We start from the raw sequence: 13,594 nt of genomic DNA on the forward strand, positions 1-13,594 counted from the left end.
CCTCGGATCGGGGGCATCCGGAACAAGCCGCTGAATTTACTTTGGTTTACTTGCGCCGGGCAGTTGCGAAGGCGACCCCGCGGCGGGCTTGCCCCCCTGCCCGCCCTGGGCACCCGGGCCACAATCATTGCTGCCCCCCTGGGGCAGCAGCGCCTGTACCCGGCCGCTATCCGACTCCACCCGCGAGACGCCCGTCGTCATGTCGACCATCAGGCGGTCGCCGCGCAGCACGTTCTTGCACTGCGTCAGCACCACCTGGCCGCCGGTGCCCCCGAGCATGGTGATGAGGTTGGTCCTGGTGTCGAACACGGCGGTCTCGCCGGTCACCACCTGATCCTTCTGGGTGACCACCACATTACCGCGTGCCTCCAGCCGCTTGATCGACGAGCTGCCGCCGGGGCCCGGCGTCGCCGATTGCATCGGCGCACCGGTGCTGCTGTTCTTGGCGCCCTTCGCCGCGGGCGGCGGCGTGGCCGGCTTGTCGCCACCCGATTCGTAGAACACCACCAGCGTCTTCGAGGTCATGGTGGTGTCGCCCTGCACGACCTTCACGTTGCCGGCGAAGGTCGCCTCCTTCTTCTTGTCACGCATCTCGAGCGAAGCGGCCTCGATCTGGATCGGCTGATCGCGGTTTTGCGAGAAGCCCTGCATCGCATTCGGCACGCCCTGCATCGTGCTCTGCGCGATGGCCGCGCCACCAGCGAGCAGCGCGGCGCCCAAGGCCAGCGCGGCCGCAGCGATGATGGCGCGACGCTTGTCCTCGTTGCGCGGAAAAATCCTGATCATGAAAATCACTTCGAATTGGCAGACTTGTGCTTTGACTTGGCCGGCGGCGGCGCGGGCTCGGCCGGCGCAGGCTGCGCGGCGGCACCGTCGTCGAGCTTGTCCAGATGCATCACCACATTGCCTTCGAAGCGGATGACGTCGCCGCCCTCCGTGATTCGCAGGCGATCCGCGGTCAGCGTGCCGTTGGTCAGCTTGACGTCGACGCGCTCGTCGGAGGAGACCGTGCCCTTGCCCATGTCGACGAAGGCCGAGTTCAGCCGTGCCTCATAGCCGGTCGAGGTGCGCAGGAAGATGTCCTTGTGCAGGTCGAGCTGCTGCTGCTTGTTGTCGAAGCGGCCGGTGCGGGCATCGAGGAACAGGGTCGACTGATCCTCCATCAGCACCTTCGCGCGCAGATCGGCGAGATCGACATGATCGGGATCGGTGATGTCCTGCGTCGCGGTCCTGGCCCAGAGCTCGTAGGGCCGACGGTCCGGCGTGAAGCCGGACATATGCGGCGATTCCATCGTGATCCTGGTGCCTGTCACCACGAGGCTGCCGGAATCGAGCTTGATGGGGATTATGTAGGGATTGAGAAAGGTCGAGACGGCGACGATCGCGGCGATGGACGCGATCACCGTCGCCGGCACCGCGACGCGCAGAATCCGCACCATGCGGCTGTGCCGCGCCGCGCTGGCAAACTTCGCCGCAAGCGCGGCGTCGTAGGTGGGATTCTGGGCCGAATTCACCGCTGCTCCAGAGCGTTGCTCGCCTTGTCCGGTTGAAGGCCGCGCCATTGTACCCGGCGGCGACCGAATGTGCAGCCCGCGAGAGGCCGCAGGAAAGTGTCCGAAACGGGGCGGCCGTCTCTCCCGCTCCCGCTAGCGGGAGAGGGCTGGGCAGAGGGTGTCACCGCAATGGGACACTCCCCTGGAGGAGAAAACCCTTACCCGCGCCTTCGGCGCGACCTCTCCCGCAAGCGGGAGAGGTTAAAGCACCCCTCAGGAATGCGCAAAGATGTCCTCTTCGTCCCAGCCCTGGAGGTCGAGCAGAGCGCGGGTCGGCAGGAAGTCGAAACAGGCCTTTGCCAGCTGGGTGCGGCCCTCGCGGACCAGCATGGCGTCGAGCCGCTCGCGCAAGGCATGCAGGTGCAGCACGTCGGAGGCGGCGTAGGCGAGCTGCGGCTCGGTCAGGCTGTCGGAACCCCAGTCGCTGGACTGCTGCTGCTTGGAGAGGTCGACATTGAGCACCTCACGCACGAGGTCCTTGAGGCCGTGGCGGTCGGTATAGGTGCGGGTCAGGCGGGAGGCAATCTTGGTGCAATAAATCGGCCCGGTCATGACGCCGAAGGTCTGGTACAGCACCGCGACGTCGAAGCGGGCGAAGTGGAAGATCTTCGTGATGTCCGGATTGGCCAGCAGGGCCTTCAGGTTCGGCGCGTCGGTGTGACCCCTGGGGATCTGCACCACGTCGGCGCTGCCGTCGCCGGGTGAGAGCTGCACCACGCAGAGCCTGTCACGGTGCGGATCGAGCCCCATGGTCTCGGTGTCGATCGCCACCGCTCCGGTGTAACGGGACAGGTCCGGCAGGTCGCCGCGATGCAGGCGTACGGTCATGGCGTTTCAAAACCTCGGGTCGAATCGGTCTTCTGGAACAATAGGCTCATTTCGGATTGCCCGCGATGTATCCACTCGGGGCAGGCCGCGCAAGCGTCCGTTCAGATCGCGACCAGCATGATGCAGATCATCGCCGCGACCGCGGTGCGGCTGGGGCCGTCGCGGAAGGCATACAAAATCGGATCATCCGGCATCGCGCGGCGATGCGCCATCATCAGGGCCCGGCCGAACCAGTACAGCAGCAGCGGGGTCATCAGCCACAGCATCCAGGGACGGCTGTAGAGCGGCGTCACCGCGGACGAGGACACATAGAGCGAGAACACGGTCACCGCGTTCATGGCGCTCGCCGCCGCCATCGCGGCGATGACGTGCAGATCGGTGATCCGATAATCGCGGTTGGAGGGATCGGCGAGCCCGGCGCCCTCGCGCATGCTGAGCTCGCTGAAGCGCTTGATCAGCGCCAGCGAGGTGAACACGAACAACGAGAAGATCAACAGCCATTCCGACAGCACGACGCCGGCACCGACGGCGCCGGCCACGATGCGCAAGCTGTAGAGGCCGGCGAGCGTGACGACGTCGACCAGCATCTTGCGCTTGAGCGCGAGCGAATAGGCGATCGTGGTGGCGAGATAGGCGCCGAGCACGCCCAGGAACAGCGGCGAGATGAAGAGGGAAGCTGTGACCGCAAGCGACCACAGCAGGGGGATCGCCCACAGCGCGGACGAGATCGGCAAATCGCCGGCCGCGAGCGCGCGATGACGCTTGGTCGGATGCTGCCGGTCGGCCGCGAGATCGAGCAGATCGTTCATCAGATAGGCGCCGGAGGCGCAGGCCGAGAACGCCAGGAACGCGAGCAACGCGTAGCCGAGCGTCGAAAGATTCATCTGGTGCGCGGTGACAACAGGCACGAACACCAGCGTGTTCTTGGCGTATTGGTAGATGCGCAGCGCTTTCGCCCAGGTTTTAAGGCTCGCACGGTTGCCGTTGCGTGCGTCGATGCGCTCGATCGCGGCGCGATCGAACGGCAGATTGCCCGCGGCGAGATCGGTCGGCGTGACGACGCCATCGAAGCCGAGATGCGCGGCAATGCCGGCAGCGTGCCCGGCGAAGCGTGCGGCAACGAGATAGATCTTCTCACCCCGCGCCCGCGCCGCGAGCGCCCGGTTCAGCACGTCGGGATCATAGGGCAGATGAGCGTAGTCGATCCTGGCGCCCGCCAGGATCGCCGTGAGCGCCGCCATGCCGGGCCGTCCGCCCGCGCCGAAGCGGGCCAGCATGCGCCCGGGACTGGAGAACAGCGCCTCCATCAGCAGCTCGGAGCGCAGCAGGGCGCCCTCGAGATCGATGACGAGCGTCCGCGCCGCCGGGGTTGCCGACGGCTCTGATACGCCAGGATCGTAACTCCAGGCAGGCTGCTCCATCCGAAAACGCTCTCAACTGCCGCGACATGACCGGCCCCAAGGACTAGGGAGGACCGGGGAGCAGGACAATGGATGGCCGGAACCTTATGCGAGCATTCGCTAAAGGCGGCTTAACCAGGCGGCAGACGGGCTCTCTCCGTCCCTCCCGCCTTGTGGGGGAGGGAACGCAGCTTCTCGGGGGCGGTCGCCGGGCGCCCCGTGAAAATCGTCCTGGCATACCTATCTGTTGCGAGCTTCCCGCCCGCTCACTGTGAATGAAATGTGATGCCTGACCAAACGCTCGCCGCGCCGATTGACGATCAAAGGGAGCGCCAGCGCGGCTTTTCGCGCTACCAGGCGCTCCTCATCGCGCTGCTGGCGTTCACGCAATTCACGATCATTCTCGACTTCATCATCATGTCGCCGCTCGGCGCCATCCTGATGCCCGCACTCAGCATCACGGCCGCGCAGTTCGGCGTCGCGGTGTCGGCCTATGCGTTCAGCGCGGGACTTTCGGGCATCCTCGCCGCCGGCTTTGCCGATCGCTTCGATCGCAAGCGCCTCTTGCTGTTCTTCTATGTCGGCTTCACGCTCGGCACCCTGCTCTGCGCAATGGCGCAAAACTACCATGTGCTGCTGATCGGCCGCATCGTGACCGGATTGTTCGGCGGCGTGATCGGCTCGGTCGTGCTGGCCATCATCACCGATTTGTTCGCGCTGCATTTGCGTGGCCGCGTGATGGGCTTCGTGCAGACCGCGTTCGCCGCGAGCCAGGTGCTCGGGATTCCCGCCGGGCTGTTTCTCGCCAATCACTGGAGCTGGCAGGTCTGCTTCGTCGCGATCGTCGCGCTCTCGATCGTCACGATCGCCATCATCGCCTTCGTCATGGAGCCGGTCGACGCGCATCTGCGGCTCAAGCAGGACAGGAATCCATTCCAGCATCTGATCGCGACGATCGCAGAGCCGCGCTATACGCTGGCCTTCGCCGTCACGACGCTGCTTGCGACCGGCGGCTACATGCTGATGCCGTTCTCCAGCGCCTACACCGTGCACAATCTCGGCATCGACATGCTGCATCTGCCGACGATCTATCTCGTCTCCGGCCTGTTCAGCATCGTCACCGGGCCGCTGGTCGGCCGCGCCAGCGATGCCTTCGGCAAATATCCGACCTTCGTGTTCGGCTGCGCGATGACCGTGGTCATGGTGCTGATCTACACCCATCTCGGCCACGTCTCGCTGGCGACCGCGATCACCGTGAACGTGCTGATGTTCGTCGGCATCTTCTCGCGCATGATCCCGTCGCAGGCGCTGATGTCGGCGATCCCCGACGCGAGCCAGCGCGGCTCGTTCAGCGCGGTCAGCGCCTCGCTGCAGCAGCTCTCCGGCGGTCTCGGCTCGGTGCTCGCCGGCGCCATCATCGCGCAGGCGCCGGATGGCGCGCTGATCCATTTCGACCGGATCGGCTACGTCGTGGTCATGACTACGATCGTCACGCTGGTCGCGATGTATTTCGTGCAGAAGGCGGTGGCGGAGCGGGCGGGCAAGCGGGTGGTGTGAGGGGAAGGCCCATCGAGGACCGAAAGCGCGGCGATACGCGGATCGCCGCCCAGCCATCTCTATCGATCGAAGGTAGGTCTATTTTGGGACCAAATCCCGCAATGGTGCCCAGGAAAGGATTGGGACCGGATCCGTCAAACTATAGCAAAAACAGCCACTTACCTCTGCGCCAAGTTCGGCGTTTGTACCACTGGACTGTGCTCGTGTCGACCCCTGCTCTGATCGCCGAACCCCACGCACTCGCAGGGCAGCGAGACTGCGCGTGGGAGAGCGGGTTGGGACAGTTTAGCACGACAACGCTCGGCTCACTTCGTCCGAACGGCCTCGTGCCCGTTACCCTTCAGAGGCTCGGTGATCCTCTCGGGGTCCTCGCCATGGAAGTCGACCGACCCCTGAGCCCTCACGCTTTCTCAATTCGTCCGGCTCAGGCGCGGTTTGGCCTCGGTGCCCGCAGTACGCGTTCGGCCGAGTTCGTGCCGGCAGCAGCGGCACGCCCCTTGGGTGAGCCGGCGCGCCCGCCCGTCGAGGAGCCGCAGCGCTTCGGCGCGACCTGGTCCTCGATGTGGATTCCGGCGGGGGAATTTCAATTACATGGGATCGCCGGACGGAGGGCTGGTGCATTATGGCCTCTACGACAAGCCCGAACCGGCGGGACAGGCGCTCGCCAGGTACCATTCTTCAAGGAACATCTGGGGCAGCCCACAAGCCGGGAAAGGCAGCGTGAGGGAATCTGCCGTTGATCGGCTTCGACAAAGGCCGGCACCAACGATCTATCAGCCCTAACATTTTCATGTCGGGAAGAAAAAGATGCGTGTCGGCGTTCTCGGTTCAGGCCTGATCGGCGGCAAGCTGGCACTGTGTTTGCTCGGGCCGGCGATGACGTCGTGTTCAGCTATTCGCGTAGCAGCAAGAAGCTCGAACAGCTTGCACCCGAAGCCGAACCAAGGCACGCGCGGGAACGCCGGCGGAAGCTGCCCATGGCGCTGATCTTACACAGCTCCCGGTGCATTGCACGCGCGTGGGACGATGTCTTGAACCAGGGTGGCGCGTTGTTCGGCAACCGTGCTGACCTGCTCGTTGTCAATGAGCGAGGACGATAGCCCACTTTGCCATCGGTCACACCAGTTCCGGCGCAGAAACTCTGACAACGAAGGCCCATATGATGCCGGCCTTCAACGCTGCGACGCGCCCGTGGAAAGTACGGGATCGCTGCACACAGCGCGCCAATAGCCGACACCTCGGTTGGAGTTGCGATGCCCGTGTAGATCACGCCGGTGACTGCGCCGAGAAGCCCAAGCATCAGGCCCGACACGCTTCAGCAGCAGAAGCTCGAGCCGTGGGCATCGGAGCGTCATAAGCTGCTGGCGGCGAACGCGGCCAAATCCGCTCGTGAACAGCCAACTGTGAATCGGCATGGAGTCCCGACGCCGATCGGCACGATAAGTCACCGACAGCATTGAGATGGGTGCGGTCATCCATCGCGCCGATTCACAAGCGTTTCATCGTTCCTGATTGCCCCGAGCATTTCGATCCTGCGATCGAGGCCGGCGAGCGAGCAAGCGCCGTTCCGGCACGCCATGACCGGTCGGGTCGGCTCGGACTGCCGGGATTATGCCGCAAGTCGAACCGAATCCAAACTCAATATGCAAATCTGGGTGCGCCTACGCTCTCGCGGCCTCGACGTTCGCGTCCAAGCTCACCTCGAATCACAGATCCATCGGATCATACGTCAATCGTTACTCCGGAGGCATGTTTGGGCGGGATGACGCATTCGTAGTCGTACCGTGCCCGGAGATCCGGCCGATCCCAAATTGCCGCCTGATCTTGGTTGACATTGAAATAGAAAATTTTCTTCCTGGTCCGATCGTTGACCAGGATGCGTGCGATCGTCTCGGGATCGGGATGGTCGTGCCGCGTTCCATCAGTCGAGATCGCGAAACATGTGCAATCGAGTATCCGCAGGAGGGATGGCGAGGTATTGGCCTTGCTGCCGTGATGGCAAAGCTTGAACAGGTCTACCTTAAGGCGGTTCTGTTCGCTATAGCCGCGCGCTCGCAAAGAGCGCTCGATCACGCCCGGGTGGGCATCGGCTCCGAGCAGCACACTTCGGCCTCGGAACTCGGCAAGAAATGCGATGCTGGTGCCGTTCGGCTCCGACGTGTCGGCGACGAACGGCTTTCGCGCGAGCGCCTCGACGTCGAGGGTGCCTAGGCGCTCGAACCCGGACGGTGGGACGGCGGGACTCTCGTCGGGATCGAGCGGGCGGAGATGAGCCCTGGCAAGCTCCGTCAACCAGACCGGCTCCAGCGCGGCCAACTCACGGTCGCCTGGCGAAAGCAAGGTGACGCCGAGCCCGTCGATCAGGAATGGTGTGCGCGCCGCAGGGCTGTCGACCGACACGATGCCTTCGCGACCGAAGGCCTGATTCCAGGGCCAGCCAAACCGCAAGATGCCGGCCGAAAGCTTCTCGCCCTGCTTGGCGCTCAGCCTCTCCAGCGTCTCATTGCCCGCGAGTCGGTTCTGCGCGTTCTTGAGGTGGTGCCAAGCGTTGAACCAGACATCCGCGGGACGGAATGGCGCGGTGGGTTCTTTCATCAGTGGCATCGCACCTTCGATATGGTCGGCATCGATGTGGCTGATTGCGAAGAGTGCAAAGCGGTCGATATCTGCCAAGCGCGACCGCAGAGCCTTATAGTCACCACTACGGCCCAAGTCGATCAGCGCGTGGCTGAGGCCAGATTTCTCTCCCCAGCTTAACAATAGGGCATCGCCCTCCGAGGCGGGATTCATTGTCAGAGCGAAGACACTCATGCGTGGTCTTCCTGCACTTCAGGAGAAATACGAACCACCGTAAAGGCGCGCATAGGGTCGACGAGCTGTGACAAGGACCGGGCACTGTGGGCCAGCGCCTCCGCATCGGTATCACGGGCGAATAGTGCAAGTCCCTGCGCGAGCCAGTCGACCGAGAGCGAAAAGACTGGAACGCCGCGCCGGCACGCGTCGAGCAGCAGGGCCTTGGCCTCCGTGCGATGCGATGCAAAATCATGTCGCGAGAGAAGCCGCCGCGCCTTGATAACCGGACCGTCGGGCAGGCCCGGAAACCACGCAGCCAGATTCGAGAACCATTCCTCGGGAATGCGTGCCGTCGCCAGACGTTCGGTCCCCACGGCGACCAACGCAGCCGCAGTAGCGGCGAGCGGGTTATCTATCTTTTGGAGCAGAGCCGTCCTGATGGTCATCTGCGATAACAGGTGCTCAAGTATGACTGCGCTGCGCTCGAAATCGCGCGAGCCTAGGAAGGAGAGCAGCCCAGACCATTGTCGCGTTGGGACTTGAAGCTCGATGTGAGACGAGGCCGCACAGTGAGACGGCTCGACCTTCAGTTTAGGCAACCAAGGGGCCGGGCGGCCTGCCGAATCATACTGAAATCTGCCGGCGAACCCGCCAATACTGGGCACAAATGCCAGTTCACGCCATCCCGAGCCGGTGACCGCCACCCAAGCCGGCCAATCGGAAAGGCTCGGCGGCCGCTCGTTGGGGCCCGCTCCTAGCCGCCGCACTTCTTGGTCGTGAATGGCGAATCCAATCCCTGTTCCAGGCTCGGATGTAAAGGCTAGCTCCGCAACTCTGGGGGCGGCGCCCTCATCCGGGGATGCGCGGAGCAATTGGGGCGGTGCGACGTTGGCCAACAGAATGCGATCATCCCCCTCTCCGTGGGCCACGATTTTACTCTCGCTCGCTCCCAGGGTCGCGAGCCACGCGCGTCGGTCAGGCTCATCCGTTGAAGAGATCTCGCGAGAACGTTCCGCCGAGGCAATTTCGGTCGCCGCGGCGCTGACCGGCGCCGGTCGCCCGCCCTGGGTGAGACCTAGAAGGTCGAGATGTGCCGTTACTTGGCCGCCGGGTTTCACCTCGAACTCGGTGGAGAGTAACCTTCCGTCGCCTGCAGCAAAGTCGATCGCGTACCAGCCGGGATCGACTTCGAAACCCGTCTGGCTGGCGTCGGCCGAGACTGCGACCCGCATCGGCGAGCAAGCCTCCGCGCTCCGTTGCAGGGTCGCCACGACGCTCGTCACGTTCGGCAGTGACGCGCTCACCGAGAGAGAGATGCGCCCCTTAACGTCACGGCCTAAGCCCTTTGGCGCGCCGCCCCACACGATGTGGAAGCGTTCGGGCAACTCCGCAAAGGCCACTGGGGGCAATGGCTCAATTTGCGTCTGTCCGATCAGGGCTCCGCTCGAGTCGAGCGCCTGAATCGTCCGTGGCTGGTATTTCAGGAGCTGAAGACGCGCGAAAGGCGGATCGTCTTCACTTCCCACCACCTCCGTAACCAACGCCTCGCCATCCATGACCCGAATGCGGCTTCCCACGAAATCGAGATTAGGCGCGAGCGACACGAAAACGGTCGCAGTCTCCGTTGGAGGGGTGACGCTCACGAGGAAGCGCCGGGATATTTGGCTATCCGGTTCCTGCAATGGGGTACCATCGCGAAGATGCAGACCGAGCAGCCGGGCTGCAATGTCTGCCAACTTGTAGTTGTCGATCGCCCAGCGATCGGTCGGTGAAGCCGCCAGACCTTTGAGAGCATCCAATAGAGCTTGCGTGAAGAGTGTTGGCTTGTTCTTGCGTCCGAAGGCCTCCGCGCCAAGCGTGGTCGAGCGCAGTACGTACGGGCGGCGCGGCAACCCCGCGCGTGCCGGCGGCTCGACGAGAGTGATTCCGAACTGCTGATCGTAGCGAAGGCGCAGTGAGGTTGGTGATCGACAGCAATCGAAAATGAGCAGTTGGTTCTCTGATTCAATCTCCGCCAGCGCATCGACGAATTGCTCAATCTCCGTCATCCCAGCGGTTGGGCGCCTTTCGTTGCTTCCATAGTCTTCGAGCAGAACTGCGGTACGCCGGCCGAAGCTTTCTCCGTGGCTCGCTACGAAAAGAAGTAACAGGTTGCCGCGATGCGAGCCTGCGCGGGTCGTCCACGTCTCGACGGCGCGTTGGACATTTGTGAAGGTCGCGCGCGGAACGGTCGCGCCCTCGACTTCCGAGAGCGCGCCTCCCGGCTGCTCTGAGAGTAAAACTGCAAGGCTTCCAAGAGGGGTAAGCGGATTGCTGAAGCCGGCCCGATCGCGGCCCAGTGTGCCGTCAAGAATCCAAGCGGCGATGGCACGCGCCGATAATGAGGGCGAAGTCACAGAGGGTGGGTTGCCCGTCGAATACTCTCCGACGCCTATCACAAGCGCATGCGTTGCAGGTGCATTCTGCAAAGCCGGATCGAGATAGACTAGGCCAATGGCGCGATCGGCCTCGGATGAGAGGATACCCATTCCCCTTCTCTTTGCGATCCGCGGACTCGCGCTCGAAGCACCGTACCGTGCAGCAACGCGAGGGCAGCTCCAGTGAACCAAGGATGATCGATTGTAACGCTTGGTGTGAGGCTAACATGCCACTATCGGGAGAATAAAGCAAAATGCCTATGCATCTGCGAACGAACAACTTAGTGGCGAGTACGCACTCTACTGAGCCACGTCCTATCCATGCTCTTGCAGGTCACCTTGGCTGTCTCGGCTTCTCGTGAGAGTCACTGCCGCTTCCGGCCCTCGTCGACCAGCCAGGAGCGTGAGCGCCTCCCCCCACGCTTTGGACCTGGACGTCCAGTTACTCGACGCGCCCTCGGGCGGATAGCTCGCCGGCTCCTTTTGGGCGGCGCCGATCCGGTGCACGCTGGCAAGCTCGACGGAAGCATTCGATCTCAAGTGGATGTCATCATCGAGCCCTTGCTCCGGGCCATCAGCCAGAAGACCTTCTTCAACTTCGACCAGGATTGCGCTATCCTCTAGAACCGGTCGGGCCTGCTGCCGCAGTACAACTGCATGTGCGTTATTTCACGTTGGGCTCCCGCGGCCTGGCGAACGTTAAATATTTCGTAATGGAGTGATCGGCGCAGAGCCGCAGCTCCACGAGGTCAGAATGCCCAGCAAAGCGGAAAGGCGCGTCGCGCTCGTGATCGGCAATGCCGCCTACAGGGTGGCGACTGCCCTTGACAATCCGGTCAACGACGCGCTGCGAATGGCGGACACGCTCGAGCGGCTCCGCTTCGAGGTCAAGATGGTGTCCAACTGCGACATAAACGATCTCGACAGCAATTTGCGGGCTTTCACCCGCAGGCTCGAGGGCACCGATGTCGGCCTTTTATACTACTCGGGTCACGCGATCCAGTTCAACGGCGAGAACTACCTCATCCCAGTCGACGCGCGGCTTGAAGAGCCTGAGGACCTGGAGAAGCGAGCGTTCAGCCTCTCGGCGCAGCTGACCAACATGCGGCGAGTGGCGCACGTCAGTCTCGTATTCCTCGACGCGTGCCGCGACGATCCATTCCGTCTGGACCGCGCGGCCGCTTTTCCAGGAAGCCGCAGCGTCGCGGTCCAGCGCGCCGGTCTGAAGGAAGTAGAGAAGGACGCCCTCAAGGACGCGCTGATCGCGTTCGCGGCCGAACAGGGCCATGTTGCGGTCGACGGCGAGAAAGGTGGCCTGAGTCCCTTCACCCGGGCTCTCCTCGAGTGCATTGACAGGCCGGGCTTGGAAGTCACCGAAATGATGCGTCTTGTGCGACGCAGCGTCCGTGAGGCCACCAATGGCAAGCAAGTTCCTTGGTCGAACGACGCCCTCACGAGCGCCTTCTTCTTCGTCCCACCGGGCGAGTGGGCCACGCCCTGGGATGGTGCACCGTCGGAACGACCAACTGCGCCCGAAGACACCGGCGCTCGTGTGGCTCAAGCCGACGACCCGGGCTCGCGTGGGAACCAGAAAGACCAGCCGTCGTCGCCCCTGCGAAGTAACCATGACATTCCAGGCGCCATGAGTGCCTTTGTTGGAAGTGATCCAGTCACCGGCGAAGCCGCGGTTGCTGTTCTCGCGACTTTAGGACCAAGCGCATTGACGGATATCCTTAAGCAGACATCCGGGTCGTATCAGCAGAAGGTTCGATTGCGAAAGCTGTGCAGACGACTTGGGCCTGCTGCAGTCCCACACCTCTTGAATGCTATTGAGAATGGCGAGTGGCAATTGAAACTAGCGGCTGCGCCCTGCTTTTCGGCTTTCCGCGGCAATCGTAGCGCAATGGATGGGTTGTATCAGTTATTAAAGGTGCGGGATTTCGACGTGCAGCGACTGGCTATCGAAGCGATCGGTCATGTCGGTTATGACGTCATAACATCGGCAATTGTACGCCTGACCACTCATGATGACCTTGATGCGCGTTTTGAGGGTATTGAACCAGTAAATCGGTATTCGCTACAGAAGCTTCATACCTATGTCATAGAAGCTCTTATGCGTATTTTTGGGCAAACAGGGCAAGGTGCTATCTTGAACGAGATTGAGCAACTTGCGGATATTTGCGCAAAAGAGGGCTATGAAACTCACATTTCTAGCTCCATTCGGTATGCGAGAGACGATCTGGCGCCCGTCGCGGCCGACGCGCTGATGAATACTTGGCTCCGACATCCAGAGCAACAGTTTCGAGAATACGCGGTAGACTGCCTGGCTCATCTACGCCTTCGCCGAACGATGTCGTCTTTGGGCATCGTGCTGCTGAACCCGAATGAAGCAGCTCAACTGCGGCAAAGTGCAGCAATTGCAATTGGTGCTGTCGATAGTATCCACGCGGCCCGCTACCTTGCTACCTTGGTGGAGAAAAATCCGCAGGGCGCAAACATTAATTGGGCATTCTCTACTTTGTACTGCCAGCCGATCGAGTGGCCAGAAGCATCCCGCCATGTTGAATCTTCGCTTTCCTCAACGGCAGAGATACGACAGCAGATGCTGGTGTCGCTGGGTTGGCGCCGCGACGCTACATTTCGAAGTGATATTGAGAAAGGTCTTGACGGCGACGACTCATTCGACCGCGGAACCTGCGCTCTCGCCTTGGCGCATCTCTCAGGACGCGACGCGATTGATGCCCTGATGCACTGTGCCGATGAGGCCAGCACCGAAATAGAGAGGCTATTTGCCATCGCTGCACAGGTTCACGCCGGAACAGCTGGACGGGCCGATTCTCTACATCGAGCACTTCAAGAATTGCCGCAATTGCCGAGCTTACGTCCGATCTGGCGGCGAGAGGTGCTATCGGCTATGGCTTTCGCAGATAACGATCCGTTGCGGGCGCAGCTTTGGGCCGAGATTGCCGGGGAAGACCTTCAAGCGATTACTTCAAATGTCCGGACACTTCAATTAGCTGCCAGTCACGGCTAGGTTCAAGGGCGC

The 13,594-nt window shown here is 62.5% G+C and carries 8 protein-coding genes; 2 read left to right on the forward strand and 6 right to left on the reverse strand.

Annotated elements, in window-relative coordinates; all coding sequences use genetic code 11:
* Positions 1-36 precede the first annotated feature (36 nt).
* The 4 genes from ACRQ5Q_RS00510 to ACRQ5Q_RS00525 form a co-directional block, all read right to left on the reverse strand.
* Positions 37-786: an LptA/OstA family protein gene (locus ACRQ5Q_RS00510; RefSeq protein ID WP_439372417.1), complete on the reverse strand. Its 750-nt coding sequence runs from the start codon at positions 784-786 to the stop codon at positions 37-39.
* Between the two features lie 5 nt (positions 787-791).
* Positions 792-1,514, reverse strand: a complete 723-nt coding sequence (gene lptC, locus ACRQ5Q_RS00515; protein ID WP_439395524.1) for an LPS export ABC transporter periplasmic protein LptC — start codon at positions 1,512-1,514, stop codon at positions 792-794.
* Between the two features lie 252 nt (positions 1,515-1,766).
* The gene (locus tag ACRQ5Q_RS00520; protein WP_439372415.1) at positions 1,767-2,381 is read right to left on the reverse strand and encodes a ribonuclease D; all 615 of its coding nucleotides are present in this window, start codon (positions 2,379-2,381) and stop codon (positions 1,767-1,769) included.
* 101 nt (positions 2,382-2,482) lie between these two features.
* Complete coding sequence (locus tag ACRQ5Q_RS00525; protein WP_439395526.1) at positions 2,483-3,802, reverse strand: UbiA family prenyltransferase; 1,320 nt, start codon at positions 3,800-3,802, stop codon at positions 2,483-2,485.
* Between the two features lie 264 nt (positions 3,803-4,066).
* On the opposite strand from ACRQ5Q_RS00525, the gene ACRQ5Q_RS00530 reads away from it, so the two are divergent.
* Positions 4,067-5,338 (forward strand): MFS transporter, encoded by a 1,272-nt coding sequence (locus tag ACRQ5Q_RS00530; RefSeq protein WP_439395528.1) that lies wholly within the window; start codon positions 4,067-4,069, stop codon positions 5,336-5,338.
* Between the two features lie 1,722 nt (positions 5,339-7,060).
* Here ACRQ5Q_RS00530 and ACRQ5Q_RS00535 read toward each other — a convergent pair.
* Both ACRQ5Q_RS00535 and ACRQ5Q_RS00540 read right to left on the reverse strand, forming a co-directional pair.
* Positions 7,061-8,149, reverse strand: coding sequence for a hypothetical protein (locus tag ACRQ5Q_RS00535; protein WP_439395529.1), 1,089 nt, complete (start codon positions 8,147-8,149; stop codon positions 7,061-7,063).
* On the reverse strand, positions 8,146-10,659 hold the full coding sequence (locus ACRQ5Q_RS00540) for a caspase family protein (RefSeq protein ID WP_439395530.1): 2,514 nt from the start codon (positions 10,657-10,659) through the stop codon (positions 8,146-8,148). The genes ACRQ5Q_RS00535 and ACRQ5Q_RS00540 overlap by 4 nt, the downstream gene beginning before the upstream one ends.
* 643 nt (positions 10,660-11,302) lie before the next feature.
* On the opposite strand from ACRQ5Q_RS00540, the gene ACRQ5Q_RS00545 reads away from it, so the two are divergent.
* Positions 11,303-13,582 carry a caspase family protein gene (locus tag ACRQ5Q_RS00545; RefSeq protein ID WP_439395532.1) on the forward strand — a complete coding sequence of 760 codons (2,280 nt, stop codon included), beginning with the start codon at positions 11,303-11,305 and terminating at the stop codon, positions 13,580-13,582.
* The last annotated feature ends 12 nt before the right edge of the window (positions 13,583-13,594 follow it).

The sequence above is a fragment of the Bradyrhizobium sp. PMVTL-01 genome, from assembly GCF_051861855.1.
Lineage (GTDB): Bacteria > Pseudomonadota > Alphaproteobacteria > Rhizobiales > Xanthobacteraceae > Bradyrhizobium.